Here is a 24876-nt window from a genome sequence, read left to right as displayed (position 1 = left end):
CGCGCAGGCCTGCGCGGCGGGCTGTGTCGTCTTGGCGGGACCGCGGACGGCCGGCTATTCCCCCGCCAGCCGCAGCGGCGAGCGCTGGGCGGCTTCGACCTTCCGGAGCTTTTCTTCCGCGACCTCGATATAGCTGCGGGTCAGCGGCACCGATTCCTGGCGCCGCGCCAGCTGGATATGGAACACATCGAGGCCCTGGTGGCGGAAGCCCATCTCGCTGCCGGCGAGATAGAATTCCCACATGCGGCAGAACCGCTCGTCGGTCAGGCGCACCGCCTCGTCCCAGCGGGCGACGAAACGCTCGCGCCACGCCTTGAGCGTTTCCGCATAATGCAGGCGCAGCAGCTCGATGTCCGTCACCACCAGCCCGGCCCGCTCGATGTGCGGCAGCACCTCCGACAGGGCGGGAATGTAGCCGCCGGGGAAGATGTACTTCGCGATGAAGGGATTGGTGATGCCCGGCGGGTCCGAGCGGCCGATGGAGTGCAGCAGCATCACCCCGTCATCCTTCAGCAGCCCATGCACCTTGCGGAAGAACTCCGCATAATGGTCCACCCCCACATGCTCGAACATGCCCACCGAGACAATGCGATCGAAGGTCTCCGGCACGTCCCGGTAGTCCTGCATGCGGAACTCGACCCGGCCGGCGAGGCCGGCCTCGTTGGCCCGTTCCCGCGACAGGGCGAGCTGCTCCTTGGACAGGGTGACGCCGGTGACCTTCGCCTGCGCCATCTGCGCCAGATACAGACCAAGCCCGCCCCAGCCCGAGCCGATGTCGAGCACGCTCAGATCATCACGATCGAGAATGAGCTTGGCCGCGATATGCCGCTTCTTGGCCAGTTGCGCATCATCCAGACACTGGCCCGGATACTCGAAATAGGCGCAGGAATACTGCCGGTCGGCGTCGAGGAAGAGCGAGTAGAGACGCCCGTCGATGTCGTAGTGATGGGCGACGTTGCGCTGCGAGCGGCCCCGTGGGTTGAACTGGGCGACCCGTCGCAGCATGCGGCGCACCGCATAGAACAGCTTGGACGCCGCCGTCGTGTTGTTGACCATGGGCTGAGCCATCAGCAGGTCCAGCAGGTCGGCGATCGACCCCTGCTCCAGCACCAAGGTGCCGTCCATGAAGGCCTCACCCAGCTTCAGCTCGGGATCGAGCAGCAGGTCCCGCTCCGTCGCGGCCGTGGTGAAGCGCACAGCAATCTCGGGCTTGTCCGGCCGCGGATGGCCAACCACGAAACTGCGGCCCGAGGCCGTCGTCACCCTCAAGCCACCGTCGATCACCAAGCGACGCAAAACATTCTCAAGCAACCGCTCCATAGGCCGGCTCCACGCTCTGGTTCCGGGGCTCCTCACCTATCCTTCCCACGTTGCGACCCGGCGCAAAGGCTCTGCCGACCCCCATACGGCAGCGACGAGAGAGCCCCCACTTCTCGTGCGACCGGATCGGTATCGTCAGCGCTTGATTGGCCTCGAACCTGCCCACTCAGCCCGCCCTCCCGGGTGAAGCCCTGCGACACGTTCGCCCAATCTCGGCCCAAAAGGCCGCAACCGGTTGCATGAAACCACTAAGAATTCGGGCCGGCAAGATTCCTGGCACGCCCATCGCATAAAAAAGCAGCTTCCGGGCCGGTCGCCCAAGCCAAAGGCACTCCACCACCCACGCGCGGCCCTTCACGCAGACGGCAATCCGGGCGCGACACGACGGGCATTTCGGCGGCCACGCCGTTCAAGTAACAGGGGATCCGGTGGCGCCGTGCGGCCATGCGCCGGCTCTGCCTTTACTCCGCCGCGTCTGCCCCTTAAGCGGGGGCCACCTCCGCAGAGAACCCTTCATGCTCCGCAAACTCTACGATTGGGTGCTCGCCTATTCGGCGAAGCCCTCCGCTCCCTGGGCCCTGGCCGTGGTCTCGTTCGCGGAAAGCTCGGTGTTCCCGATTCCGCCGGACGTGCTCCAGGTGCCCATGACGCTGGCGCGCCCCGACAAGGCCTGGCGTTACGCGCTGATCGCCACCATCGCCTCGGTGCTGGGCGGGCTGGTGGGCTATGCCATCGGCGCCCTGCTCTATGAAAGCGTCGGCAAGTTCCTGATCAATCTCTATGGCTATGGCGACAAGGTGGATGCGTTCCGCGCCGCCTATGCCCATTACGGCCACTGGGTGATCCTGCTGAAGGGCCTCACGCCCATTCCCTTCAAGCTCGTCACCATCACCTCGGGCTTCGCCGACTACAATCTGTTCTGGTTCGTCGTGCTGTCGCTGATCACCCGCGGCGCGCGCTTCTTCCTGCTGGCAGCGGTGCTGCACCATTTCGGGCCCATGGCGCGCGAGTTCATCGAGAAGCGCCTCGGCCTCGTCACCCTCGGCCTGCTGGCGGTGGTGGTGCTGGGCCTGCTGGCGGCGGCCTACGTGGTGTAGGCCGCCCCTCGCTCAGTTGCCGGTGCCGCGCGACAGCACCGACGCCGAGCCGGCCTCCTCCGAGCCCGGCGTCGCCGTTCCGGCGGCCGGCAATGCCGGCGCCACGGCGGGGACCGGCGTCGCAGGCGCCGGCGACGCACCCGCTGCGACAGGCGCCGCCGAGGGGGCCGGCGCAACGCGCGCAGATGCGGAAGGCGCGGGTGCGGAAGGCGCCGGCTGGAGCGCTGCGGACGCAGCGGGCTCACGCGGTGCGGATGCCGAAGGCGCCGGCGCTGCGGATGGTGGTGCGGCCGGCGCGGCAATGGCCGGTGCGGGTGCGGCCGGACTGGTGAGCGCCAGATCCGCTTCGGCGGGCCGGCGCGGCGGCAGCGGCACCACCGGTGGCGGGCTCGCCGGGCGCGGCAGCGCGCCGTAGGCCGGCGGGGCGGAACGTGGCACGGCGGAATCCACCGTCACGACCCGGCCGGTAAACGCATCCACCCGCAGACTCACCGGTCCTTCCTCGTCGGTCGCCCGCAGCACATAGATGCGCCCCGCGAGGCGCGGCACTGAGACATCCCAATAGCCCAGATTGCGCACCAGCCGGCGCACCTCGCCGGGCGGCAGCATGCTGTAGGAGCGGATCGGCGGCGGCTCCTCATAGACGTAGGGCCGCTCATAGATATAGGGCCGCTCGTAGGTGAGATACTGCGCCCGCGCCGCGCCGGAGCTGGCCACCGTGGCCGCCGCCACGCACAGGCCCATGCCGGCCGCGATGCCGCGCCATGGGGGCGACGCCGCAGGTCGCCGGGCCGGGTCCGCGCGATCACCGGAAAAGACGCCGCGCGCGGATGAAGAATAAGACGCCATGGACAAGATCACCTGCCTCAACGGGTTTGACGGCCGGCGAGGACATCATTCCATTGCGGCAGACGTGGGACTGGCGTGCGCGCCCCGCACGTCAGCGTGCTTCGGGCGATGCAGCGGCCGCAGAAACGGTCAACGGCCCCGCACTGAGCAGCCAATGTGCACGCCCCGGGCATCTTGAAACGCCATTGCGCCGCACCCACTCCACCCGTACCGTTCTTTCGTCTAAGGCCCGCTATGCGCAACATTTGATCAGAAAGTTGAAATCTCCGCCAATGCGCCGCTTGTGAAACGTCCATTTTTCTGGCATCGTCCAAGCGATAGGGAAGTCGTGCTTCCCTATCTCCCGCATCCCAAGCCTGACAGAACGCAACGGACGCACGTCCGATGCGGTGATGACGGCCGGGGTGGCGTGGAAGTTGCAAAGCACGGAGTTGCGGATAGACCCATTGCGCGGTAGGCGGCGTCGCGGCAGTTTGGCGACACCACCGGTGCATGGGCCAAACATGACCGGTGCGGGCGGATAATGCCAAGGCAGGGTGGAATTGACCGGCAGCGCGCGGGCGCGCTTTCGGCTCGACAAATGAAAAGGGACGACACGATGGCAGGTTCAGATCGCAAGGATGGCTGGAACGGAAGCGTGGCTCAGGGTGCCGCCGCCGTGAAAGGCACGGCGATCGTCGGCCGCCCGGCGCCGTTCGGCCTGTTCGATCCGGCCCACGAGCGCGACGCCTGCGGCGTCGGCTTCGTCGCCGACATCAAGGGCCGCAAGTCCCACAAGATCGTCGAGGACGGCATCAAGATCGTGCTGAACCTCGAGCACCGCGGCGCCGTGGGTGCCGACCCGCGCGCCGGCGACGGCGCCGGCATGCTGGTGCAGATCCCCCACAAGTTCTTCGTGAAGGAGGCCACGCGCCTCGGCTTCACCCTGCCCGAGCCCGGCCAGTATGCGGTCGGCCACCTGTTCATGCCGCGCGACGCGGAAGGCCGCGAGTTCGTGCGCGCGACCTTCGAGCGGGCGGTGGCCGAGGAAGGCCTCTCCCTCATCGGCTGGCGCGAGGTGCCCACCGACAATTCCTCTTTGGGCGTGAGCGTGCTGCCCACCGAGCCCCTGCACAGCCAGGTGTTCATCGGCCGCGGTGACTTCGCCGGCGACGAGGACGGCTTCGAGCGGCGCCTGTTCATCCTGCGCAAGGTGGTGTCGAACATCGTGTTCGGCGCCAACGATCCGCGCACCGCCGGCTATTACACGGTCTCCCTGTCGTGCCGGACCCTGGTCTACAAGGGCATGTTCCTGGCCGACCAGCTGGGCGCCTATTATCCGGACCTGCACGATCCGGATTTCGAGAGCGCCCTCGCCCTCGTGCACCAACGCTTCTCCACCAACACCTTCCCCGCCTGGCCTTTGGCCCACCCCTATCGCATGGTGGCCCACAACGGCGAGATCAACACCCTGCGCGGCAACGTCAACTGGATGGCGGCGCGGCAGGCCAGCGTGGATTCGGAGCTGTTCGGCGCCGACATCTCCAAGCTGTGGCCCATCAGCTACGAAGGTCAGTCGGACACCGCCTGCTTCGATAACGCGCTCGAATTCCTGGTGCAGGGCGGCTACTCGCTGCCCCACGCGGCCATGATGCTGGTACCCGAGGCCTGGGCCGGCAACCCGCTGATGGATAACGAGCGGCGTGCTTTCTACGAGTATCACGCCTCGCTCATGGAGCCGTGGGACGGCCCGGCGGCCATCGTCGCCACCGACGGCCGGCAGATCGTCGCGACGCTGGACCGCAACGGCCTGCGCCCCGCCCGCTACATGGTGACCACCGACGACACCATCGTTCTCGCCTCGGAAATGGGCGTGCTGACGGTGCCGGAGGAGAAGATCGTCACCAAGTGGCGCCTGCAGCCGGGCAAGATGCTGCTGGTGGACCTGGAGGAAGGTCGCCTCATTCCCGATGAGGAGATCAAGACCGAGCTCGCCCGCGCCAACCCCTATAAGGAGTGGCTGAAGCACACCCAGCTGGTGCTGGAGGAGCTGCGCCCGGTGGAGGCGCGCGAGGTGCGCACCGACGTGTCGCTGCTCGATCGCCAGCAGGCGTTCGGCTACACCCAGGAAGACCTGAAGCTCCTCATGGCGCCCATGGCCATCACCGGCCAGGAAGCAGTGGGCTCCATGGGCACCGACACGCCGATCTCGGTGCTCTCGAACAAGTCGAAGTCGCTGTTCACCTATTTCCAGCAGAACTTCGCCCAGGTGACGAACCCGCCCATCGACCCGATCCGCGAGGAGCTGGTGATGAGCCTCGTCTCCTTCATCGGGCCACGGCCGAACATCTTCGATCTGGAAGGCACCGCCCGGCGCAAGCGGCTGGAAGTGCGCCAGCCCATCCTCACCAATGAGGACCTGGAGAAGATCCGCTCCATCGGCATGATGGAGGAGCGGTTCGACACCCGCACCCTCGACATCACCTACAGCGCCGAGAAGGGCGCCGCGGGGATGGAGGAAGCGGTGGCGCACCTGTGCGACCGCGCCGAGGCGGCGGTGCACGGCGGCTACAACATCATCATCCTGTCCGACCGCATGACCGGCCCCGATCGCATCCCGATCCCGGCGCTGCTGGCCACCGCGGCGGTGCATCACCACCTCATCCGCAAGGGTCTGCGCACCTCCGTGGGCCTGGTGGTGGAGACCGGTGAAGCGCGCGAGGTGCACCACTTCGCCTGCCTCGCCGGCTATGGCGCCGAGGCCATCAACCCCTATCTCGCCTTCGAGACCCTGCTCGCCATGAAGGACGAGATCCCTGAGGAAGTGGACGACAAGGAAATCGTCAAGCGCTTCATCAAGTCGGTGGACAAGGGGCTCCTGAAGGTGATGTCCAAGATGGGCATCTCCACCTACCAGTCCTATTGCGGCGCGCAGATCTTCGATGCGGTGGGCCTCAACTCGGCGCTGGTGGAGAAGTATTTCTTCGGCACCGCCACCACGGTGGAAGGTATCGGCCTTCCCGAGATCGCCGAAGAGAGCGTGCTGCGGCACAAGCTCGCCTTCTCGGATGCCCCGGTCTACCGCATGGCGCTCGATGTGGGCGGCGAATATGCCTACCGCATGCGCGGCGAGGACCATGCCTGGACCCCGGACACGGTGGCGACCCTGCAGCATGCCGTGCGCGGCAACGCCCAGGACCAGTACCGCGCCTTCGCCAGCATGGTGAACGCCCATGACGAGAAGCTGCTGACCCTGCGCTCCCTGTTCCGCATCCGCGAGGCGCAGGAGATCGGCCACGAGCCCATCGACATTTCCGAGGTGGAGCCCGCCGCGGAGATCGTGAAGCGCTTCGTCACCGGCGCCATGTCGTTCGGCTCCATCTCGCGCGAGGCGCACACCACGCTGGCCATCGCCATGAACCGGATCGGCGGCAAGTCGAACACCGGCGAGGGCGGCGAGGAGCCCGAGCGCTTCAAGCCCCTGCCCAATGGCGACAGCATGCGCTCGGCCATCAAGCAGGTGGCCTCGGGCCGGTTCGGCGTCACCGCCGAATATCTGGTCAATGCGGACGTGATGCAGATCAAGGTGGCGCAGGGCGCCAAGCCCGGCGAGGGCGGCCAATTGCCCGGCCACAAGGTGGATGCGGTGATCGCCAAGGTGCGCCACTCCACCCCGGGCGTCGGCCTCATCTCCCCGCCGCCGCACCACGACATCTATTCCATCGAGGATCTGGCGCAGCTCATCTACGACCTCAAGAACGTGAACCCCGATGCGGATGTATCGGTGAAGCTCGTCTCCGAGGTGGGCGTGGGCACGGTGGCCGCCGGCGTCGCCAAGGCGCGGGCCGACCACATCACCATCTCCGGCTTCGAGGGCGGCACCGGCGCTTCGCCGCTCACCTCCATCAAGCATGCCGGCTCGCCGTGGGAGCTGGGCCTCGCCGAGACCCAGCAGACCCTGGTGGCCAACCGCCTGCGCTCGCGGGTGGCGCTGCAGGTGGACGGCGGCTTCCGCACCGGCCGTGACGTGGTGATCGGCGCCTTGATGGGGGCGGACGAGTTCGCCTTCTCCACCGCGCCCTTGATCTCGGCCGGCTGCATCATGATGCGCAAGTGCCACCTCAACACCTGCCCGGTGGGCGTCGCCACCCAGGACCCGGTGCTGCGCAAGCGCTTCAAGGGCACGCCCGAGCACGTCATCAACTACTTCTTCTTCGTTGCCGAGGAAGTGCGCGAGTACATGGCGCAGCTGGGCTTCCGGAAGATCGAGGACATGGTGGGCCGGGTCGACGTGCTCGACCAGCAGACCGCCATCGACCATTGGAAGGCCAAGGGCCTCGATTTCTCCAAGCTGTTCGCCAAGCCGAACATGCCGGCCGACGTGGGCATCCGCCACACCGAGCGCCAGCACCACCCCATCGAGAAGGTGCTGGACCGCAGCCTGATCGAGAAGGCCATGCCGGCGCTGGAGCACGGCGAGAAGGTGGTGATCGAGACGCCGATCCGCTCGGTGGACCGCTCCGCCGGCGCCATGCTCTCCGGCCAGGTGGCCAAGCGCCATGGCGGTGCCGGCCTGCCGGATGACACCATCCACGTCACCCTCACCGGCACCGCGGGCCAGGCGTTCGGCGCCTTCCTCGCCACCGGCGTCACCTTCGATCTGGTGGGCGAAGCCAACGACTATGTGGGCAAGGGCCTCTCGGGCGGGCGCATCATCGTCCGGCCGCCGGCCAACACCGCCATCATTCCCGAGCAGTCCATCATCGTCGGCAATACGGTGATGTATGGCGCCACCGAGGGCGAGTGCTACTTCCGCGGCGTCGCCGGCGAGCGTTTCTCGGTGCGCAACTCCGGCGCCATCGCCGTGGTGGAAGGCACCGGCGACCACGGCTGCGAATACATGACCGGCGGCGTAGTGGTGGTGATCGGCCCCACCGGGCGCAACTTCGCGGCCGGCATGTCCGGCGGCGTCGCCTATGTGCTCGACGAAGACAAGACCTTCGCCAAGCGCTGCAACCTGTCCATGGTGGACCTCGAGCCGGTGGAAGAGGAGGAGGACCTGCTGGAGCGCCTCCACCACCACGGCGGCGACCTGGAGTTCAAGGGCCGCATCGACGTCCACTCGGACATGTCGCGCCATGACGAGGAACGCCTGCACCAGTTGATCGCCAAGCACCTGCACTATACGGGTTCGACGCGGGCGCAGACCATCCTCGACAATTGGGCGGAGTATCGCTCCAAGTTCGTGAAGGTGATGCCGGTGGAATACCGGCGCGCCCTGCGCGACATGGAGAAACTGCGCGGCCTCGCCGCCGCGGAATAGGCGGGTCCCCCTCCCTGCCGCTCCCACCCGGGAGACGGTGGGGCGGGGCTGCCGCCAACGGCGGCGGAACAGCTCCGGTCAGGTCACCGCGCGCCGCGCATGCCCCTCCCCTCCCCCGCCTCGGCAACGCTCGCGGGGGGCTTTTCCAGCCAGGGTTGGGGGGCTCGCCCGCGCGAAATCAGCCTCCTCAAGCTGTTCTAATTCTTGTAATGGAGCACGAGGCGCGCAAAAGCGGCGCGCGGCGCTCCCGCCACGAGGTTCGCCAAAGAGGTTCTTATGGGCAAGGTCACGGGATTTCTGGAGATTGATCGGCGCGAGCAGAAGTATCAGCCCGCATCGGACCGGATTCGCCACTTCCACGAATTCACCCTGCCGCTGCCCGAATCCGAGGTGGTGAACCAGGCCTCGCGCTGCATGGATTGCGGCATTCCCTTCTGCCACGGCCCCACCGGCTGCCCGGTGCACAACCAGATCCCCGACTGGAACGACCTCGTCTATCGCGGCGAGTGGGAAGAGGCGGTCCGCAACCTCCATTCCACCAACAATTTCCCCGAGTTCACCGGCCGCATCTGCCCGGCCCCGTGCGAGGAAGCCTGCACCCTCAACCTCGAGGACATGCCGGTCACCATCAAGACGGTGGAGCAGTCCATCGCCGACATGGGCTGGAAGAAGGGCTGGATCAAGCCCGAGCCGGCGAAGGTGAAGACCGGCAAGAGCGTGGGCGTCATCGGCTCCGGCCCCGCCGGCCTTGCCGCCGCCCAGCAGCTGGCCCGCGCCGGCCACGACGTGCATCTGTATGAGCGCGAGCCCAAGGCCGGCGGCCTGCTGCGCTATGGCATTCCCGACTTCAAGATGGAAAAGAAGCACATCGACCGCCGCGTGCAGCAGCTGGAGGCCGAGGGCGTCACCTTCCATTATGGCGTCAACGTGGGCGTCTCCACCCCGCTGCAGGAGCTGCTGGACCGCCACGACGCGGTGCTGCTGGCCGGCGGCTCGGAAGCCCCGCGCGATCCCAAGCTCACCGGACAGGAATTCGAGGGCGTGCATTACGCCATGCCCTATCTGGTGCAGTCCAACCGCCGCGAAGGCGACGAAGAGATCCACGAACTGCCGATCCTGGCCGGCGGCAAGCATGTGGTGGTGGTGGGCGGCGGCGATACCGCCTCCGACTGCGTCGGCACCGCCTTCCGCCAGGGCGCCCTCTCGGTGACCCAGCTGGACATCCGCCCGGTGCCCCCCATGAAGGAGGACAAGCTGGCGGTGTGGCCCTATTGGCCCACCAAGTTCCGCACCTCCTCCTCCCAGGCCGAGGGCGCCGAACGCGAGTTCGCCTGCGCCACCTTGGGCATCGAAGGCCGCAACGGCCGCGTCACCGGCGTGAAGTGCGCCCGCGTGGACGCCAAGCGCGAGCCCATTCCCGGCACCGAATTCGTGCTGCGTGCCGATCTGGTGTTCCTGGCCATCGGCTTCGCCCATCCCATCCATGAAGGGATGCTGGCCGACACCGGCGTCGCCCTCGACAAGCGCGGCAACGTCGCCGCCAATGACGAGGACTATGCCACTTCGGTGCCGAAGCTCTATGCCGCCGGCGACATGCGCCGTGGCCAGTCGCTGGTGGTCTGGGCCATCCGCGAGGGCCGCCAGGCCGCCCATGCCATCGACAAGGCGCTGATGGGCGCCACCACCCTGCCGCGCTGAGCGCGGCAGGGATTTTTGCTGAGCGCAATCAGACGGTCAGGACGCCTTGAAGGCGGCGCAACCCACCCGGGCACCGGCGCCGCCGATGGGCTGGCTGGTGTGATCATCGGGGCTCGCGTGGATCACCAGCGCGAAGCCATCCGCATCGAGCAGCCCATGGGGCCCAACAAGGCCGGTGGGGCTCGTTACTTCCGCATTCACCGAGCCATCGGCGGCGGCGAACACGTTCGCCAGATCGCCCTCGTCCGGCCCATTGGGGTTGAGCAGGCCATGGGCCTTGCCGCCGTGGTTCACATGGGCCTTGGAAGCGGCGAACTTCTCCGGGTCCGAGCAATCCGCCACCGCATGGAAGTGAATGCCGTGCCAGCCCGGCTGCACCGCTCCGGGCGCGAGCATGAGCCGCACGATGGTGACCCGCTCGGTGCCGGTGGCGGTCACCGCGCCGATGGGCTTACCCGCATTGCCGATCACCTCGGCCTTGGCCACCGCCGGCGCCGGAGCGGCCGGCGCAGCGGATTGAGCAAAACCGGTCGATGAGCCGACGACCGCGAGCACAGCTGAGACAAGCAACGTTCTTGAACGCATGGCAAAGCTCCCCTTCCACCGCCGCGAAACAGCCGCCGGATGTCGACGCATTGCGCGGCGCGCATTGTCGTTCATCCCAGGTCAGACGCAGTTCGGCAGACCGGAGCCTGCGCGCGCCTCAAGGCCTTTTCGCGACGGCTGCGGGTGGCCCCGGCGACGCGCAGGGTAGACAAGCAAGGCAGGCCAGCAGGGCACCGAGGGGCATATCCGTCGGCGGCCGGTCAGGTCTCCACCAGGCCGGTGGTATCGCCGGAAGCGGAGGAATCCGGGCGGCCATGGGGCTTGGCGAGATATTCGCCGGACCGCATCTCGTGCAGGCGGGAGACGGTGCGGGCGAACTCGAACGCCTCCGTGCCCTCGCTCGCCACATAGAGCCCTTCGGGCGGCGCCGCTGCGGAGGCGATCAGCTTCACATTGGCGTCGTACAGGGTGTCGATGAGGGAGATGAAGCGCTTGGCCTCGTTGCGCTGGTCCGGCCCCATCACCGGAATATGTTCCACCACCAGGGTGTGGAACATGCGCGCCAGGCTCAGATAGTCCGGATTGGGGCCGAGCGGCGCCTCGCACAGATTGGCGAAGGAGAAGCGCGCCGCTCCATGGGCCATCACCGGCACTTCCAGGCGCCGGCCCTTCAGCTCGATCCAGGAGGGCTTGCCTCCGCTGGGCCCGGCGAGCCGCAGCCAGGCGGCATCGATGGCCGCATCCGCCTCCGGACCCAGCGGGGTATACCAGGTGGAGAGGCCTTCCAGCTTCTCCATGCGGTAATCGGTGCGTGATTCGAGGGAGAGCACCTTCATGCGCTCTTCGATCATGCCGATGAAGGGCAGGAACAGGGCGCGGTTGAGCCCGCCCGAATAGAGGTTCTTGGGCGCCACGTTGGAAGTGGCCACCACCACCACCCCGTCGGCGAACAATTTCTCGAACAGGCGGCCGAGGATCATGGCATCGGCGATATCGGTGACGTGGAACTCGTCGAAGCACAGCACCTTGGCTTCGCCCGCCAGCGCCGCCGCCACCGGGGCGATGGGATCGGCAGCCTTGCGGTCGCCCGCCTTCTGCGCCTGGCGCTCCTTGAAGATGCGCTCGTGCACATCGCCCATGAAGGCGTGGAAATGGGCGCGTCGCTTGCCGGCGGGCGGCAGGGCCTCATAGAAGAGGTCCATCAGCATGCTCTTGCCGCGGCCCACCTCGCCATAGATGTAGAGCCCCTTGGGCACCACCGGCGCGCGGCGCTGGAACAGCCAGCCGAGGGCAGAGGATTTCCGCGCCAGGGCGCGCTGCCGCAGCTCCAGCTCCAGGCGGGCGAACTCGGCCACCACCGCCGCCTGGGCCGGGTCCTCGGAGATGTCGCCGGCGGCGAGCCGCGCCGCATAGAGCTCCGAAACCCGCGCCGTCGTCTCGCTCACCATGGCCCCATCCCCGCTTGCCCCGATGCCACGCCCCTGCGCGGCCCGGGCCTGCTGTCGCGGCCGCGTGCGGCCGAGCTGTTCGTTCGGAAATGGGCTCTACTGCACTTCCGCCGCCAGTTGAAGCCCGCGGCTCATGTCGACGCGCAGGAGGAGGTGCGGCCGGGCATCAGATCATAAGGATGCATCCAGCCGGGCAAGGCGGCGAGGCGCGCGGCCCAGCGGGCGATATGGGGAAACGCATCGAGCTCCACGCCGGCCCGCTCGGGATAATAGATGTAGCCGGCCAGCGAGATGTCGGCGATGGTCGGGGTTGAGCCCACCAGGAAATCGGAGCGGGACAGATGGCCATCGACGATGCCATAGGCGGCCAGCGCCCGAGCGCGCAGGAAGGCGGTCAATTCCCCCTCGTCATGGCCCGACAGCCCCACCAGAAACCGCAGGGTGGCGAAGTAGCTGGTGAACTTGTGGTTGTCGAACAGGATCCAGCGCAGCACCTCGCGCCGCTCGGCCTCCCCGTCGGGCTTGAAGCGGCCGGTCTTGTCGGCGAGATAATCGAGGATGACGCCGGACTGGGTGAGCTTCAGGCCGCCGTCGTCCAGCACCGGCACCTCGCCCATTTCGTTCACCTTGAGGCGATAGGCGGGGGAGCGGGTTTCCCCCTTGAAATAGTCGACGAACACCGGCTCCCAGGGCAGGTCGCACAATTGCAGCATCAGCGCCGCGCGATAGGCGTTTCCGGATTCGGCGAAGCAATAGAGTTTCAAGGGCTGCACGCGCACTCTCCCGCAAGATATCGCCAGGTTAGCCTCTTCGTGACCATCGCGCACTGGACAGCCGCGGCGAACCATGAAATTTGGCCGCCGTCCCCGAGCCCCTGTGCCGGACCCGCCCGCCGCGAGTGACCCGAGCCGGACCCGCCACCATGTCCTCCCCGCCGCCGCCTCCCCACCGCCCGAAGAGCCCCTGGCTGCAGCGACTCGCCGGCTGGCTCGCCGATCATGATCCCGGCGGCATCGATGCCACGCGGGCGGCCCATCTCGGCCTCGCCTTCATCATCGTGATCTTCTGCGGCCTCGCCACCTCGCGGACGCTGCAACTCGGCATGGAGATCACCTTTCCCATGATGGCGGGCGCCGGCGCCCTGGTGATGATCTCCTTCAACCCCGCTGCCAGCCGCCGCGCAGAGGCGCGCACCATGGGGCGGCTGTTCCTGGTCTCGGCCACCTTCCTGGTGGTGCTGACGCTGATCGGCCCGGGGGATGGGCCGTTGGCCGCCATGGCGCAGAAGCTGCTGCTCATTCCCCTATCCTTCACCGCTCTGGTGCTGCGGCGCTACGGCATGGACGGCCAGCGGCTCGGCCTGGCGCTGATCGTGGTGGCCACGGTGGGAACCATTCTCAACCCCACCCGGTTCCAGGCCGCCTGCCTGCTGCTCGCCTTCTGCCAGGGGGCGATGGTGGGGGCGCTGCTGCGGCTCTCGCCGTGGCGCCCCTCGGCGGTGGCCGCCTATGTCCGCTCCACCATCGACATCCAGGATGCGGTGGCGGCCTATCTGCGGGACATGTCCGATGCGGTCCGCGAAGCCCGCCCGTTTCCCGAGGAGGCCGCCGCGCCGCTGGAAGGCCTGCGCAGCCGGGTGTGGAACGCGCTCGCCAACGCCACCGCGGAAGACCCCGGCGCCCGCGAGGATTTCGAGGCGCTGCGCGCCAAATTCTACCGGCTGCGGGTGGCGGTGGAGCTTCTGGCCAGCTGCATCCCCCAGCACGTGGCCAACCAACCGGATTGGCGCGGCCCGTTCGCGGCGGCGGTGGACCATATCGCCCGCCGGCTGGAGACCATCCACATCAGCGACATCCAGTCGGAGGAGCGGTTCGAGCGGGCGGTGGCGCTGCTGCGGGAGCGGGCGTTTTCCCCGGAGCTGCCGCCCGAGGGGCGGTTCGCCCTGCTGCGGGCGCTCACCGCGTTCGATCGCCTGTCGCTGGTCATCACCGGCATCGCCGCCGCTGAAACCGCGCCGTTCCCGCCGCCCCACCCGCATGAGACCGAGGTGCAGCTGCCGGCGCCCCGGCCGATCCCGCTCCTGGAGCGGGCGGCCGATGGCGCGGTGCGGCTCTCCGCGCCGCTGAAGGTGGCCTGCCAGGGGGCCATCGCCACCTCCATCACCACCAGCCTCGACCTGGGGTTCCACCTCAGCCACGCCTATTGGGCGACCATGACGGTGATGTTCGTCATCGGCAACAGCGTCGGGGAAACCTATATCCGGGTGCGCTATCGCGTGCTCGGCACACTGGTGGGCGTCATGATGGGCATCGGCGTGTTCCTGGCCCTTGGCCAGCGCATCTGGCTGCTGGCCGGCCTGTGCATGCTGGCGCAGCTGACCTCCATCGTCACCCAGAAGGACCGCTACGACGTGGCTTCCGCCGCCGTCGGCTTTTCCGTGGTGCTGGGCCTGCACATCATCGACGGCCTAGGGGCCCAGGGCATGCTGGCGCGCATCTACGAGACCGCCATCGGCGCCGGCATCGCCCTGCTGGTCTCCTATGTGGTGCTGCCGGTCTATCTGACCGAGCAGCTGCGGCCGGAGGTGCGCGCCATCCTGGTCCGCTGCCGCGACGCCTTCGCCAGCTGGTGGCCGCGCCCCGGCACGCCGGTCAGTCTCGCCCCCCTGGCCCAGGCGGTCCGCCAGCTCGGCAATCGCGTGCCGCATCTGGGCGCCGAGCAGGTGTTCGGACATTCCGCCGGCGATGCCGCCAACATCGTCTCCACCCTCGACGTGCTCACCACCTATCTGGCGCTGCTGGAGGACATCTCCCACCGCCTCGCCGCCAGTGCCGCCAAGGACGAGGTGGTGGCGGTGGTGGAAGCGGCGCGCTCGCGCACCCTCACCGCCTTCGAGATCCTGCTGGGCCAGGGCGGCGCGGGGGGCATGGCGGCGGCGGCACCGGCGGTGGATGCCGCCATCTCCACCGCCCTCACCTTGGCCGATGACCCGCAGGTGAAGGGCACGCTGCCGCTGGTGGCGGACTATCTCGCCTATTCGGAAACCCTGCTGCGGCCGTTGCGCGAGCTGCGCACCGTGCTGTCCGACGACACCCCCTGGCGCAAGGAGCACACGCTGGCCGCCAGCACCGTGCAGATGACGCCGCCGTGACCGGCCAAGCCTCAGAGGCTCGGCACGAACGGCTTGAAATGCTTGGACAGCTTCAGCCCCTGCCCCTGGTAATGGGAGCGCATGTCGGCGCCATAGAGGGTCTGCGGCCGCCCGGCCATGCGCTCATAGACCAGCCGGCCCACGGTCTGGCCGTGCTCCAGGATGAACGGCACCTCGCGCGAGCGCACCTCGAGCACCGCCCGCGCGCCACGCCCGCCGGCGGCGGGATTGCCGAAGCCGGGGTCGAAGAAGCCGGCGTAATGCACCCGGAATTCCCCCACCAGCGGATCGAATGGCACCATCTCCGCCGCATAGTCCGGCGGCACGTGCACCGCCTCGCGGGAGGCGAGGATGTAGAAGGCGTCCGGATCGAGCACCAGATTGTGGCTCGGCCCCCGGGCCCGGATGGGCTCCCAGAAGTCCTCCACGTCCAGCACCCCGGCCCGGTCCACGTCGATGACGCCGGTGTGGCGCTTGGCGCGGAAGCCCTGCAGGCCGCCCAGGGCATCACCGGCCAGGTCGACGCCGAGGGCGATGCCGCCGGCGGCCACATCCGGCTGCGACGCATCCACCAGGCAGGCTTCGTTCTGCAGGTTCAGCAGTTCCAGGTCGTTGAGCCGGGCGACGCCACGGCGGAACCGCACCTGCGACAGCCGCGACCCGGTGCGCACCAGAATCGGGAAGGTGCGCGGCGACACCTCCAGATAGAGCGGGCCCTTGTAGCCGGCCGGAATGGTATCGAAGGCGCGGGCGCCATCGGTGATGACGCGCACGAACACGTCGAGCCGCCCGGTGGAGCTCTTGGGATTGGCGGCGGCGGCCAGATCCAGCGGCAGCTTCAGCCGCTCGAACAGCTCCACCACATAGACGCAACCGGTTTCCAGCACCGCGCCATTGCTCAGATCGAGCTTGTGCAGCGCCAGTTCGGAGAGCCGCTCCTCGACGCCGACACCGGCGCCCGGCAGGAAGCTGGCACGCACCCGCCAGGCCACCCGTCCCAGCCGGAGATCAAGGCTGGCGGGCTGGATCTGATCCACATCCAGCGCCTTGCGGCAGGCGATGGCCCCCTGGGCCTTGAGGGCCGAAATGGCCTCGGCGGGAAGGATCCCCGGCTTCAATAACTCCGCCACGCGCCGTCCTCACATCCGCTTCGCCGGCCCCCTTGTTCGATTTATCGAACGAATTCCTTGACGCCAAGGGGACACCGGCATTAGTGATCCTGCTCGTGGTCAATTTGAGCCGGCCGGCTTGCAGCCACGTTAAAGCGAACTTGCTAAAAGGCCGGGGATGAGCGGATCGACGCACCGCATGTGCCGTGAAGACGCGGCCAAATGCAAGGTGTCTCACGCAATATCCCCTCGGCCGTGGAGACTGCCATGTCGTCCGGTGCGCCCGCCAAGACCCCGACCACCTTCACCCCCGCCGACCCGCGGACCCTGCACCCCGAGACGCGGCTGGTGCATGGCGGTACCGCCCGTTCGCCGTTCGGCGAAACCTCCGAGGCCATCTTCCTCACCCAGGGCTTCGTCTATGACAGCGCCGCCTCCTGCGAGGCGCGCTTCACCGGCGACGAGCCCGGCTTCGTCTATTCCCGCTACGCCAACCCCACCACCTCCATGTTCGAGGAGCGCATGGCGCTGCTGGAAGGGGCGGAAGTGGCCCGGGCCACCGCCTCCGGCATGGCGGCGGTGAACGCGGCCATCCTGTGCCAGGTGAAGGCCGGCGACCACGTGCTCGCTTCCCGCGCCCTGTTCGGCTCCAGCCGCTGGATCCTGGAGGAACTGCTGCCGCGCTTCGCGGTGGAGGTGACCCTGGTGGACGGCACCGACATCGAAGCCTGGCGCGCCGGCATCCGCCCCAACACCCGGGTGTGCCTGCTGGAAAGCCCCACCAACCCCACCCTCGACATTGTCGACATCGCCGCGGTGGCCGAGATCGCCCATGCGGTCGGTGCCCGCCTCGTGGTGGACAATGTGTTCGCCACCCCGCTGCTGCAGCACCCGCTGGAACTGGGCGCCGACGTGGTGGTCTATTCCACCACCAAGCATGTGGACGGACAGGGCCGCTGTCTGGGCGGCATGGTGCTGTGTTCCCGCAAGTTCATGGACGAGGAGCTGCAGGTGTTCCTGCGCCAGACCGGCCCTTCCCTCTCGCCCTTCAACGCCTGGGTGATGCTGAAGGGGCTGGAGACCCTGGCCATCCGCGTCGAGCGCATGCAGGCGAGCGCGGCCCGCATCGCCGATGTGCTGGCCGAAGACCCCCGCGTGGAAAAGGCGCTCTATCCGTTCCGGGCCGATCACCCTCAGGTGGCGCTGGCGCGGCGGCAGATGAGCGGCGGCGGCACCCTCGTCACCTTCACCATCGCCGGCGGCAAGGCGGCCGCCTTCCGCTTCATGGATGCGCTGAAGGTCATCCGCATCTCCAACAATCTGGGCGATGCCAAGAGCCTGATCACCCATCCGGCCACCACCACCCACCAGCGCTTCACCCCCGAGGCCCGCGCCGAGATGGGCATCAGCGATGGCCTGCTGCGCCTCTCCGTGGGGCTGGAGCATCCCGACGACCTCGTCACCGATCTCCTCCAGGCGCTCGACGCCATCTGAGGCCAACGGGAAGGGTGCGCGGCTCGGTGCCCCGCGATATGCTGCCCGCGTTTGATTGCACGCGAGCTGATCGCGAACTCATTTTTGGCTGCGGGGGCGCCAGCCCCCGCCTTGAGGGGAGCTGAGCGGGGATGTACCGCGCCATTACTCGGCAGATCCAGGTCACCGCCACGCCGCGCTACGTGGCGGAACGATCCGAGCCGGACCAGAGCCGCTATTTTTGGGCCTACACCATCGAAGTCGCCAACCTCGGCAACGAGACCGTGCAACTGAAGGGCCGCCACTGGATGATCACCGACGCCAACGGCCATGTGGAGGAAGTCCACGGCGCCGGCGTGGTGGGCGAAGAGCCGGTGCTGCCCCCGGGTGGCCGGTTTGAATATACGAGCGGCGTGCCGCTCACCACCGCTACCGGCATCATGAGCGGCAGCTATGACATGCTGACCGAGGGCGGCGAGCGCTTCTCCATCGAGGTGCCCGCCTTTTCCCTCGACGTGCCCGATGTCCGCCGTATCCTGAACTAGCCGCGCCACCGTGCGGGGCCGACGCTTCGGCCCCGCACCTTTGCCGTCGCACCCAGCGTCGTGTCGCAACCCGCCGCGCGAGGCTCCGGATCGCTTCAGGCTTCGCGCGCATGAGAAAATGCACTAATCCTTGCGCAGCGCCCGCGGCGCACCGGGCACGGCGCGGTGACGCAGCAGGCGGGGACAGGCAGGCGGGGGCACATGCACGCGGCGCGTATTCCGACGGTCGAGGCGCAGGCGCTTTCGGTCCTCAATCTGCGCCCAGTGGCGGCGACTCTCGGCATTCTCCTGGCCATTCTCGGCGCCGCCATGCTGCTGCCGGCGCTGGTGGACCTCGCCGCCGGCTCGGGCGGCCAGGGCGCATTCGTCGGCTCTGCCGCCGTCACCATTTTCGTGGGCGTGCTGCTGTGGATGTCCGGCCGCGGCTCCGGCATCCAGAAACTGGATCTGCGCCAGGCCTTCCTGCTTACCGCCTCGGTGTGGGTGGTGCTGACCACCTTCGCGGCGCTGCCGCTGATGTGGGGCCACGCGCAGCTGACCTTCACAAAGGCCATGTTCGAAGCCATGTCGGGGCTCACCACCACCGGCGCCAGCGTCATGTCGGGGCTCGATGCCCAGTATCCGGGAATCCTGCTGTGGCGCGCGCTGCTGCACTGGTTCGGCGGCATCGGAATCATCGCCATCGCCATCGCCGTGCTGCCGGTGCTGTCCATCGGCGGCATGCAGCTGTTCCGCACCGAATCGTCGGACAAATCGGAAAAGTTCCTGCCCCGCGCCGGGGCCATCGCCAAGGGGCTCATCACCGCCTATGTGCTGCTCACCGTGCTGTGCGCCGTGAGCTTTGCTCTGGCCGGCATGGGCACCTTCGATGCCATCACCCTGGCCATGTCCACCCTTTCCAGCGGGGGCTTCGCCAATTCCGATTACTCATTGATGGTGTTCAAGACACCGGCGGTGGACTATGTCGCCATCGTGTTCATGCTGGTGGCCGCCCTGCCGTTCCCGCTCTATGTGCGGGCCCTCAATGGCGATGTGCGGCGGCTCGTCACCAATCCCGAGGTGCGGGTGTTCTTCACCATCGTGGCCCTGTTCACCGCCGCCTCGTTCCTGCAGCAGACCACCCAGGGCATCGCCAGCGGCGAGACCGCCTTCCGCGGCGCCCTGTTCACCGTCTCCTCCATCATCTCCACCACCGGCTTCATGTCGGTGGACTACACCAATTGGGGGGCGCTCTCGAACGCCATCTTCTTCGTGCTGATGTTCGCGGGCGGCTGCACCGGCTCCACCTCCGGCGGCCTGAAGGCCATGCGCATCGCCATCACCGGCAAGGCCATCCGCCAGCATTTCAAGCGCATCGCCTTTCGCCACGGCGTGTTTCCCATCCGCTACGGTGGCGCCTCGGTGAGCGATGACGTGGTGGCCTCGGTGCTGAGCTTCGTGTTTCTCTACTTCGCCACCTTCATCGTCGCGGCGCTGACGCTGAACCTGATGGGGCTCGACCTCATCACCTCATTCTCGGCGGCGGTCGCCTGCCTCGCCAATGTGGGTCCCGGCCTTGGCCCGGTGGTGGGCCCCTCCAGCAATTATGCCAGCCTGCCCGACCCCGCTTTGTGGGTGCTGGTGCTGGCCATGATGCTCGGACGGCTGGAAATCCTCACCGCCCTGGTGCTGCTGCTGCCGCGCTTCTGGGTGCGCTGACGCCGCTCAGAAATGGGCGAGATAGCCGCCGTCCACCGCCAGCACGGTGCCGGTGACGTAGGACGCCGCAGGCGAGGCCAGAAACACCGCCGCCCCCGCCACTTCCTCCGGCTTGCCCCAGCGGCCGAGCGCCGTGCGGCGCGACAGCCACTCGCCCACCGCCTGGTCGTTGGCCAGCTCGGCGTTGGGCGCGGTGAGGAAATAGCCCGGTGCGATGGCGTTGACCGTGATGCCGTGCGGCCCGAGATCCGCCGCGAGCGCCCGCGTGAAGGCCGCAAGCCCGCCCTTTGCGGTGGTGTAGGCCGCATCCCCCGCCCGCGAGAGCGGCCCGGCGATGGAGGTGATGTTGATGATGCGGCCGCCCGCGCCACGCGCCACCATGCCCTTGGCCACCTCCCGCGTCACATGGGCAGGCGCCAGAAGGTCCAGCTCCACCATGCGGTGAAAATCCGCCGCCGGCATGTCGAGAAAGGCGCGCCGGTCACGCACCCCGGCGTTGTTCACCAGGATGTGGATGGGCCCGAGATCCGCCACCGCCGCGCTCACCGCCGCCGGATCGCACACATCCAGCACCAGCGGCGAGGCGTGGCCGCCGCGCTGGATGATGGCGGTGACGGCGGCGCCGAGCCGCGCCCCATCCCGCCCGTTCACCAGCACATGGGCGCCGGCCACCGCCAGGGCCGCGGCGATCTCGAAGCCGAGGCCGGCCGCCGAGCCGGTCACCAGGGCCGTGCGACCGGCGAGCGAAAACGGATGGGTCACGGCAGGGCCTCCGGCAAGGGCAGGAAAAGAATGGAAGACGCCGCCGCCCGCGCGCAGGGCCTCAGCCGGCGCAGCGGCGCGCGCCGACGCGGTTCAGAACAAAACCCCGCCCGAGGCGGCGCCGAGGATGGCGCAGGTGAACAGCACGCCATCGTGCAGCGCCAGGGCCAGCCGGCTGGGACGGCCGGCGCGGTAGATCCACGCGGTGGCCCCCACCGTCGCCACCGACCAGCCCGCCCCCACCGCGATGAGCGCGGCGGTGATGGTGGCCGGCGTATCCTGCCATTGCAGCGGCACCGCCGCCGCCACCAGCGCCAGGCCCAGCACCGTGAGCATAGCGGGCGGCACCCGGTCGCCCACCAGGGCCAGCGGCACCGCCGGCGCATACATGGCCGCCACGTGCAGCGCGATGAAGCCGAACACCGCCGCCTCGCCGATGCCGCAGCCCACCAGGGCCAGCGGCGCGCCGGACATCACCGCGTTCATGCCGAACCAGGTGAGCGCCCCGAGCAGGGTCGGCGCCACGATGGCCTTCAAGGGGGCGCTGGTCTTGGGCCGGAACACCGGCGGGGGATCCGGCGCCAGGGTCACCGCCACCCCGAGGGACAGCGCATGGGCGAGGGCGGCAAGGCCTGCCGCGCCCACCAGGAAGAAGGGCGCCACCAGATCCTCGGCGAGGCCCGCCAGGGTGGGACCGGCCAGGGCCGCCAGCACGCCGCCGGCCAGCACGCCGGCGGTGGCCGCCGCCGGCCGGCCGCTCGCGGCCGCCGCCTCATGGCGATAGAAGAAGGAAAAGCCCTGCGCCATGCCCAGCCACAGGGCGCCGAGACAGGCCCAGGCGAAATTCCTCTGCAGCAGCGCCATCACCAGCATGGCGCCGCCGGCGATGCCGAGGGAGGCGCCAAGGGCGAAGCCGGTGCGCCGGCCGAATGCATCCCGCAGGAACGAGGCGGGGAAGGAGGCCAAGGCCGCGCCCAGCAGCATGGCGGCGAACGGCCAGGTGGCGAATGCCGGCTGCGGCGCCAGCTGCGCACCGGCCAGCGGCAGCGCCGCCGAGGCCACGGTCTGCGCCAGCACGGCGAAGGCGAAGCCCAGGGCCAGCCCAAAGGTGGGAATGGCCCGCGGGCCATTGTCGTTCGCCGGCGGTTCGAGCTGCGGGTCGCAAATGCAGACCAGCATGCCCGCGCGGGGTTCGGCGATCTCGGCCTGGCGCCTCATGTCTTCAGATCATCATCCTGCAGGATGCGCACGGCGGCGCCATCCAGATCGTCATATTGGCCGCTCTTGAGGCTCCACAGGAACGCGAGCAGACCGATGAAGCCCAGCAGCAGCGCCGTGGGAATGAGAAAGACGAGGACGTTCATGCGAGCACCTCCTGCGCGGGTGTGGCGTCCGTCGCCTCATCCTTGCGCCCGCCCCGCGCGGCGCGCAAGGCATTCACCGTGACCAGGATGGACGAGCCGGACATGGCCAGCGCCGCGATCAGCGGCGTGACCACCCCGGCGATGGCCAGCGGCACCGCGATGATGTTGTAGACGACGGCGAGGCCGAGGTTCTGCCACATCAGCCGCGCCGCCACGCCCGCCCCTTCCACCGCCGCCTGCACCGGCCGCAGCCGGCGGCCGAGGAAGACCGCATCCGCATGAGCCTGGGTGACTGCCGCGCCCGAGGCCGGCGACAGGGACACCGTGGCCGCCGCCAGCGCCGGCGCGTCGTTGAGCCCGTCTCCCACCATTAGCACCTTGTGGCCGGCCGCCTTCAGCGCCTCCAGGGCGGCAATCTTGTCCGCCGGCTTCATGCCCGCCTTGGCGTCGGCAATGCCGAGCTCGGCCGCCACCGGCGCCACCGCCTCGGCCCGGTCGCCGGAGAGGATGCGCAGCCCCAAGCCCCGCGCGCGCAGCGCCTCCACCACATCCTTGGCATCGGGCCGCAGCGCCTGTTCCACGCCGATCACAAAGCCGTGCATCCCGTAGCGGAAGGCGATGAGGGAGACGTCTGACGGCAGGTGATCGGGGGGCGCCACGGCGCAGAAGGCGAGCGAGCCCAGTCGCGCCTCCTGGCCATTCACCTGGGCCGTCACCCCCTGGCCGCTGACTTCCGTCACATCCGCCAGCGGGCCGCCCGTGGCGCGGGTCGCCACCACCCGCGCCAGCGGATGATGGCTGGACAGGGCCAGTTGCCCGGCCAGCGCCACCAGCCCGGGCGCGACGTCCGGCGGCAGCCGCAGCCGCGGGTCCGGCAGGGTGAGGGTGCCGGTCTTGTCGAACACCACCGTATCCACTTCGGCGAGGCGCTCCAGCATATCGCCGGCATTGACCAGAAGGCCGGCGCGGAACAGCCGGCCGGTGGCCGTCACCTGCACCGCCGGCACCGCCAGCGCCAAGGCGCAGGGGCAGGTGATGATGAGCACCGCCACGGCGATCATCACCGCAGTGTGCAGGCTGGCGCCGGCGATCAGCCAGCCCACCAGGGACAGCAATGCGGTGAGGTGGACCATGGGCGCATAGAGGCGCGCCGCCCGATCGGCAAGGCGCATGTAGCCGCCACGCGCCGCCAGCGCACCGTCGAGCAGGCGCTGCACCTCGTCCACCAGGGTGTTCTGGCCGCCGGCGGTGACCTCCACCTGCAGCGCCCCCTCGCCATTGAGGCTGCCGGCGAACACCTCCGCCCCCGGCTTGAGCGCGCGCGGCAGGGTTTCGCCGGTGACAAGGCTTTCGTCGATGCTGGAGAGGCCGGCCACCACCCTCCCATCGGCACCCACCCGCTCGCCCGGGGCCACCAGGATCACGTCGCCGGGCACCAGTGCCTGCACCGGCACCCGCACCGGCGTGCCCGCGGCATCCAGCCGATGGGCCATCTCGCCGCGCAGCGCGGCGATGTTGCCGGCCATGGCCCGGGTGCGCCGGCGCGCCTCATGGTCGAGATAGCGGCCGGCCAGAAGGAAGAACAGCAGCATCAGCGCGCTGTCGAAATAGGCGTGAGGCTGGCTCATGGCGGTCTCGAACACGCTCATGGCCAGCGCCAGGGACACGCCGATGGTGATGGGCACATCCATGTTGAGCTTGCCCGAGCGCACCGCCCGCAAGGCGCTCTGGAAGAACGGCTGGCCGGCATAGGCGGCCGCCGGCAGCGCGATCAGCGCCGAGATCCAGTGGAAGAAATCCCGGGTCTCCGGGGTGATGTCGGTGACGTTGCCGGACCACACGGAGATGGACAGCAGCATCACATTCATGGTGGCGAAGCCCGCCACCCCCAGGCAGCGCAGCAGCCACTGGGCACGCCGGGCCTCCTCTTCCTCCACCCGCCCGGTGAAGGGATGGGCGCGATAGCCGAGCTGCTCCAGCTTGTCGACCACCTCCGCCGGCGAGCCCTCGGCGCTCCAGGCCACGGAGAGGCGATGGGTGGTGTAATTGAGGCGGGCCCGCACCACGCCGGGCAATGCCTTCACACCCTGCTCGATGTCGGCGATGCAGGCGGCGCAGTCGATGCCGTCGATGGCGAGGCTCATCTGCGAGAGCCCGTCGTCATCCTTGGCCACGAAGATGGAATAATCGACCGCTTCCGCCATGTCCCGTTCCAGCGCTGCTCCTCTTCCGCCGCCCGTTCGCCCGAGCGCGCCGCACCTTGAGCCGACGCACCTTGGCAGATGCAGTTTACCGAGCTGCGCCTGTCCTGATGTGCCTCGGCCCGGCCGACGGCGCATGCGCGTGAATCGCACCTCGGCGGCTGCGGCGCAAGGTGACGCGATGTCCCCCGGGCGCGACCATCGTGACCGCTGAGGAGAACGCCGCCGACCGCGACGGCCGGCGGCGAAAAGAGAATGAGTACGTCAGACCCGCCGGCGCGACAAACCCTTGGGCCGGATCGTACTCCAGGCA

Annotated in this window: 17 protein-coding genes and 1 riboswitch; of the genes, 7 read left to right on the top strand and 10 right to left on the bottom strand. The window is 68.7% G+C overall.

The genetic code is table 11. The annotated features are described in order from the left end of the window. Window positions 1–54: 54 nt before the first annotated feature. Window positions 55–1320 carry an SAM-dependent methyltransferase gene (locus ACU4E7_RS10865; protein ID WP_238119770.1) on the bottom strand — a complete coding sequence of 422 codons (1266 nt, stop codon included), beginning with the start codon at window positions 1318–1320 and terminating at the stop codon, window positions 55–57. A gap of 515 nt (window positions 1321–1835) precedes the next feature. Here ACU4E7_RS10865 and ACU4E7_RS10860 point away from each other — a divergent pair. Beyond that, window positions 1836–2417 carry a YqaA family protein gene (locus ACU4E7_RS10860; RefSeq protein ID WP_238119769.1) on the top strand — a complete coding sequence of 194 codons (582 nt, stop codon included), beginning with the start codon at window positions 1836–1838 and terminating at the stop codon, window positions 2415–2417. Between the two features lie 12 nt (window positions 2418–2429). Here the strand turns inward: ACU4E7_RS10860 and ACU4E7_RS10855 are convergent, their stop codons facing one another. Beyond that, window positions 2430–3266, bottom strand: a complete 837-nt coding sequence (locus tag ACU4E7_RS10855) for a hypothetical protein (RefSeq protein WP_447021512.1) — start codon at window positions 3264–3266, stop codon at window positions 2430–2432. A gap of 598 nt (window positions 3267–3864) precedes the next feature. On the opposite strand from ACU4E7_RS10855, the gene gltB reads away from it, so the two are divergent. Together gltB and ACU4E7_RS10845 are read left to right on the top strand one after the other, a co-directional pair. Continuing rightward, complete coding sequence (gene gltB, locus ACU4E7_RS10850) at window positions 3865–8568, top strand: glutamate synthase large subunit (protein WP_447021511.1); 4704 nt, start codon at window positions 3865–3867, stop codon at window positions 8566–8568. Window positions 8569–8844: 276 nt separating this feature from the next. Beyond that, window positions 8845–10266 carry a glutamate synthase subunit beta gene (locus tag ACU4E7_RS10845; RefSeq protein ID WP_447021510.1) on the top strand — a complete coding sequence of 474 codons (1422 nt, stop codon included), beginning with the start codon at window positions 8845–8847 and terminating at the stop codon, window positions 10264–10266. A gap of 36 nt (window positions 10267–10302) precedes the next feature. Here ACU4E7_RS10845 and ACU4E7_RS10840 read toward each other — a convergent pair whose 3' ends face one another. From ACU4E7_RS10840 to ACU4E7_RS10830, 3 genes are all read right to left on the bottom strand, one after another. After that, window positions 10303–10851, bottom strand: a complete 549-nt coding sequence (locus ACU4E7_RS10840) for a superoxide dismutase family protein (RefSeq protein ID WP_447021509.1) — start codon at window positions 10849–10851, stop codon at window positions 10303–10305. Window positions 10852–11072: 221 nt separating this feature from the next. After that, window positions 11073–12260, bottom strand: a complete 1188-nt coding sequence (zapE, locus tag ACU4E7_RS10835) for a cell division protein ZapE (RefSeq protein WP_447021508.1) — start codon at window positions 12258–12260, stop codon at window positions 11073–11075. A 131-nt stretch (window positions 12261–12391) separates the two neighbouring features. Next, window positions 12392–13033: a glutathione S-transferase family protein gene (locus tag ACU4E7_RS10830; protein ID WP_238119763.1), complete on the bottom strand. Its 642-nt coding sequence runs from the start codon at window positions 13031–13033 to the stop codon at window positions 12392–12394. A 149-nt stretch (window positions 13034–13182) separates the two neighbouring features. On the opposite strand from ACU4E7_RS10830, the gene ACU4E7_RS10825 reads away from it, so the two are divergent. Continuing rightward, on the top strand, window positions 13183–15411 hold the full coding sequence (locus tag ACU4E7_RS10825; protein ID WP_447021507.1) for an FUSC family protein: 2229 nt from the start codon (window positions 13183–13185) through the stop codon (window positions 15409–15411). A gap of 11 nt (window positions 15412–15422) precedes the next feature. On the opposite strand, the gene ACU4E7_RS10820 is transcribed toward ACU4E7_RS10825, so the two are convergent. After that, on the bottom strand, window positions 15423–16541 hold the full coding sequence (locus ACU4E7_RS10820) for a 2'-deoxycytidine 5'-triphosphate deaminase (RefSeq protein WP_238119761.1): 1119 nt from the start codon (window positions 16539–16541) through the stop codon (window positions 15423–15425). 85 nt (window positions 16542–16626) lie between these two features. Continuing rightward, window positions 16627–16708: riboswitch (SAM riboswitch) on the top strand. Window positions 16709–16787: 79 nt separating this feature from the next. Between ACU4E7_RS10820 and ACU4E7_RS10815 the strand changes: the two genes are divergently transcribed. From ACU4E7_RS10815 to ACU4E7_RS10805, 3 genes are all read left to right on the top strand, one after another. After that, window positions 16788–18014: an O-succinylhomoserine sulfhydrylase gene (locus tag ACU4E7_RS10815; protein WP_238119760.1), complete on the top strand. Its 1227-nt coding sequence runs from the start codon at window positions 16788–16790 to the stop codon at window positions 18012–18014. A 131-nt stretch (window positions 18015–18145) separates the two neighbouring features. Beyond that, a complete protein-coding gene (gene apaG / locus ACU4E7_RS10810; protein ID WP_238119759.1) occupies window positions 18146–18538 on the top strand; it encodes a Co2+/Mg2+ efflux protein ApaG in 393 nt (130 codons plus the stop codon). A 201-nt stretch (window positions 18539–18739) separates the two neighbouring features. Then, window positions 18740–20236, top strand: a complete 1497-nt coding sequence (locus ACU4E7_RS10805; RefSeq protein WP_238119758.1) for a TrkH family potassium uptake protein — start codon at window positions 18740–18742, stop codon at window positions 20234–20236. Between the two features lie 6 nt (window positions 20237–20242). Here ACU4E7_RS10805 and ACU4E7_RS10800 read toward each other — a convergent pair whose 3' ends face one another. The 4 genes from ACU4E7_RS10800 to ACU4E7_RS10785 form a co-directional block, all read right to left on the bottom strand. Beyond that, window positions 20243–20998, bottom strand: coding sequence for an SDR family oxidoreductase (locus tag ACU4E7_RS10800; protein WP_447021506.1), 756 nt, complete (start codon window positions 20996–20998; stop codon window positions 20243–20245). 93 nt (window positions 20999–21091) lie between these two features. Next, a complete protein-coding gene (locus tag ACU4E7_RS10795) occupies window positions 21092–22216 on the bottom strand; it encodes an MFS transporter (RefSeq protein ID WP_238119756.1) in 1125 nt (374 codons plus the stop codon). Continuing rightward, the gene (gene ccoS / locus ACU4E7_RS10790; RefSeq protein WP_238119755.1) at window positions 22213–22362 is read right to left on the bottom strand and encodes a cbb3-type cytochrome oxidase assembly protein CcoS; all 150 of its coding nucleotides are present in this window, start codon (window positions 22360–22362) and stop codon (window positions 22213–22215) included. The genes ACU4E7_RS10795 and ccoS overlap by 4 nt, the downstream gene beginning before the upstream one ends. Then, window positions 22359–24566 carry a heavy metal translocating P-type ATPase gene (locus ACU4E7_RS10785; protein ID WP_447021505.1) on the bottom strand — a complete coding sequence of 736 codons (2208 nt, stop codon included), beginning with the start codon at window positions 24564–24566 and terminating at the stop codon, window positions 22359–22361. Before ACU4E7_RS10785 ends, ccoS begins: the two co-directional genes overlap by 4 nt. Between the last annotated feature and the right edge of the window lie 310 nt (window positions 24567–24876).

The organism is Xanthobacter sp. ZOL 2024 (genome assembly GCF_052932325.1).
Note: the sequence above shows the minus strand (reverse complement) of the source record. Positions and strands in the feature narration are given on the sequence as shown.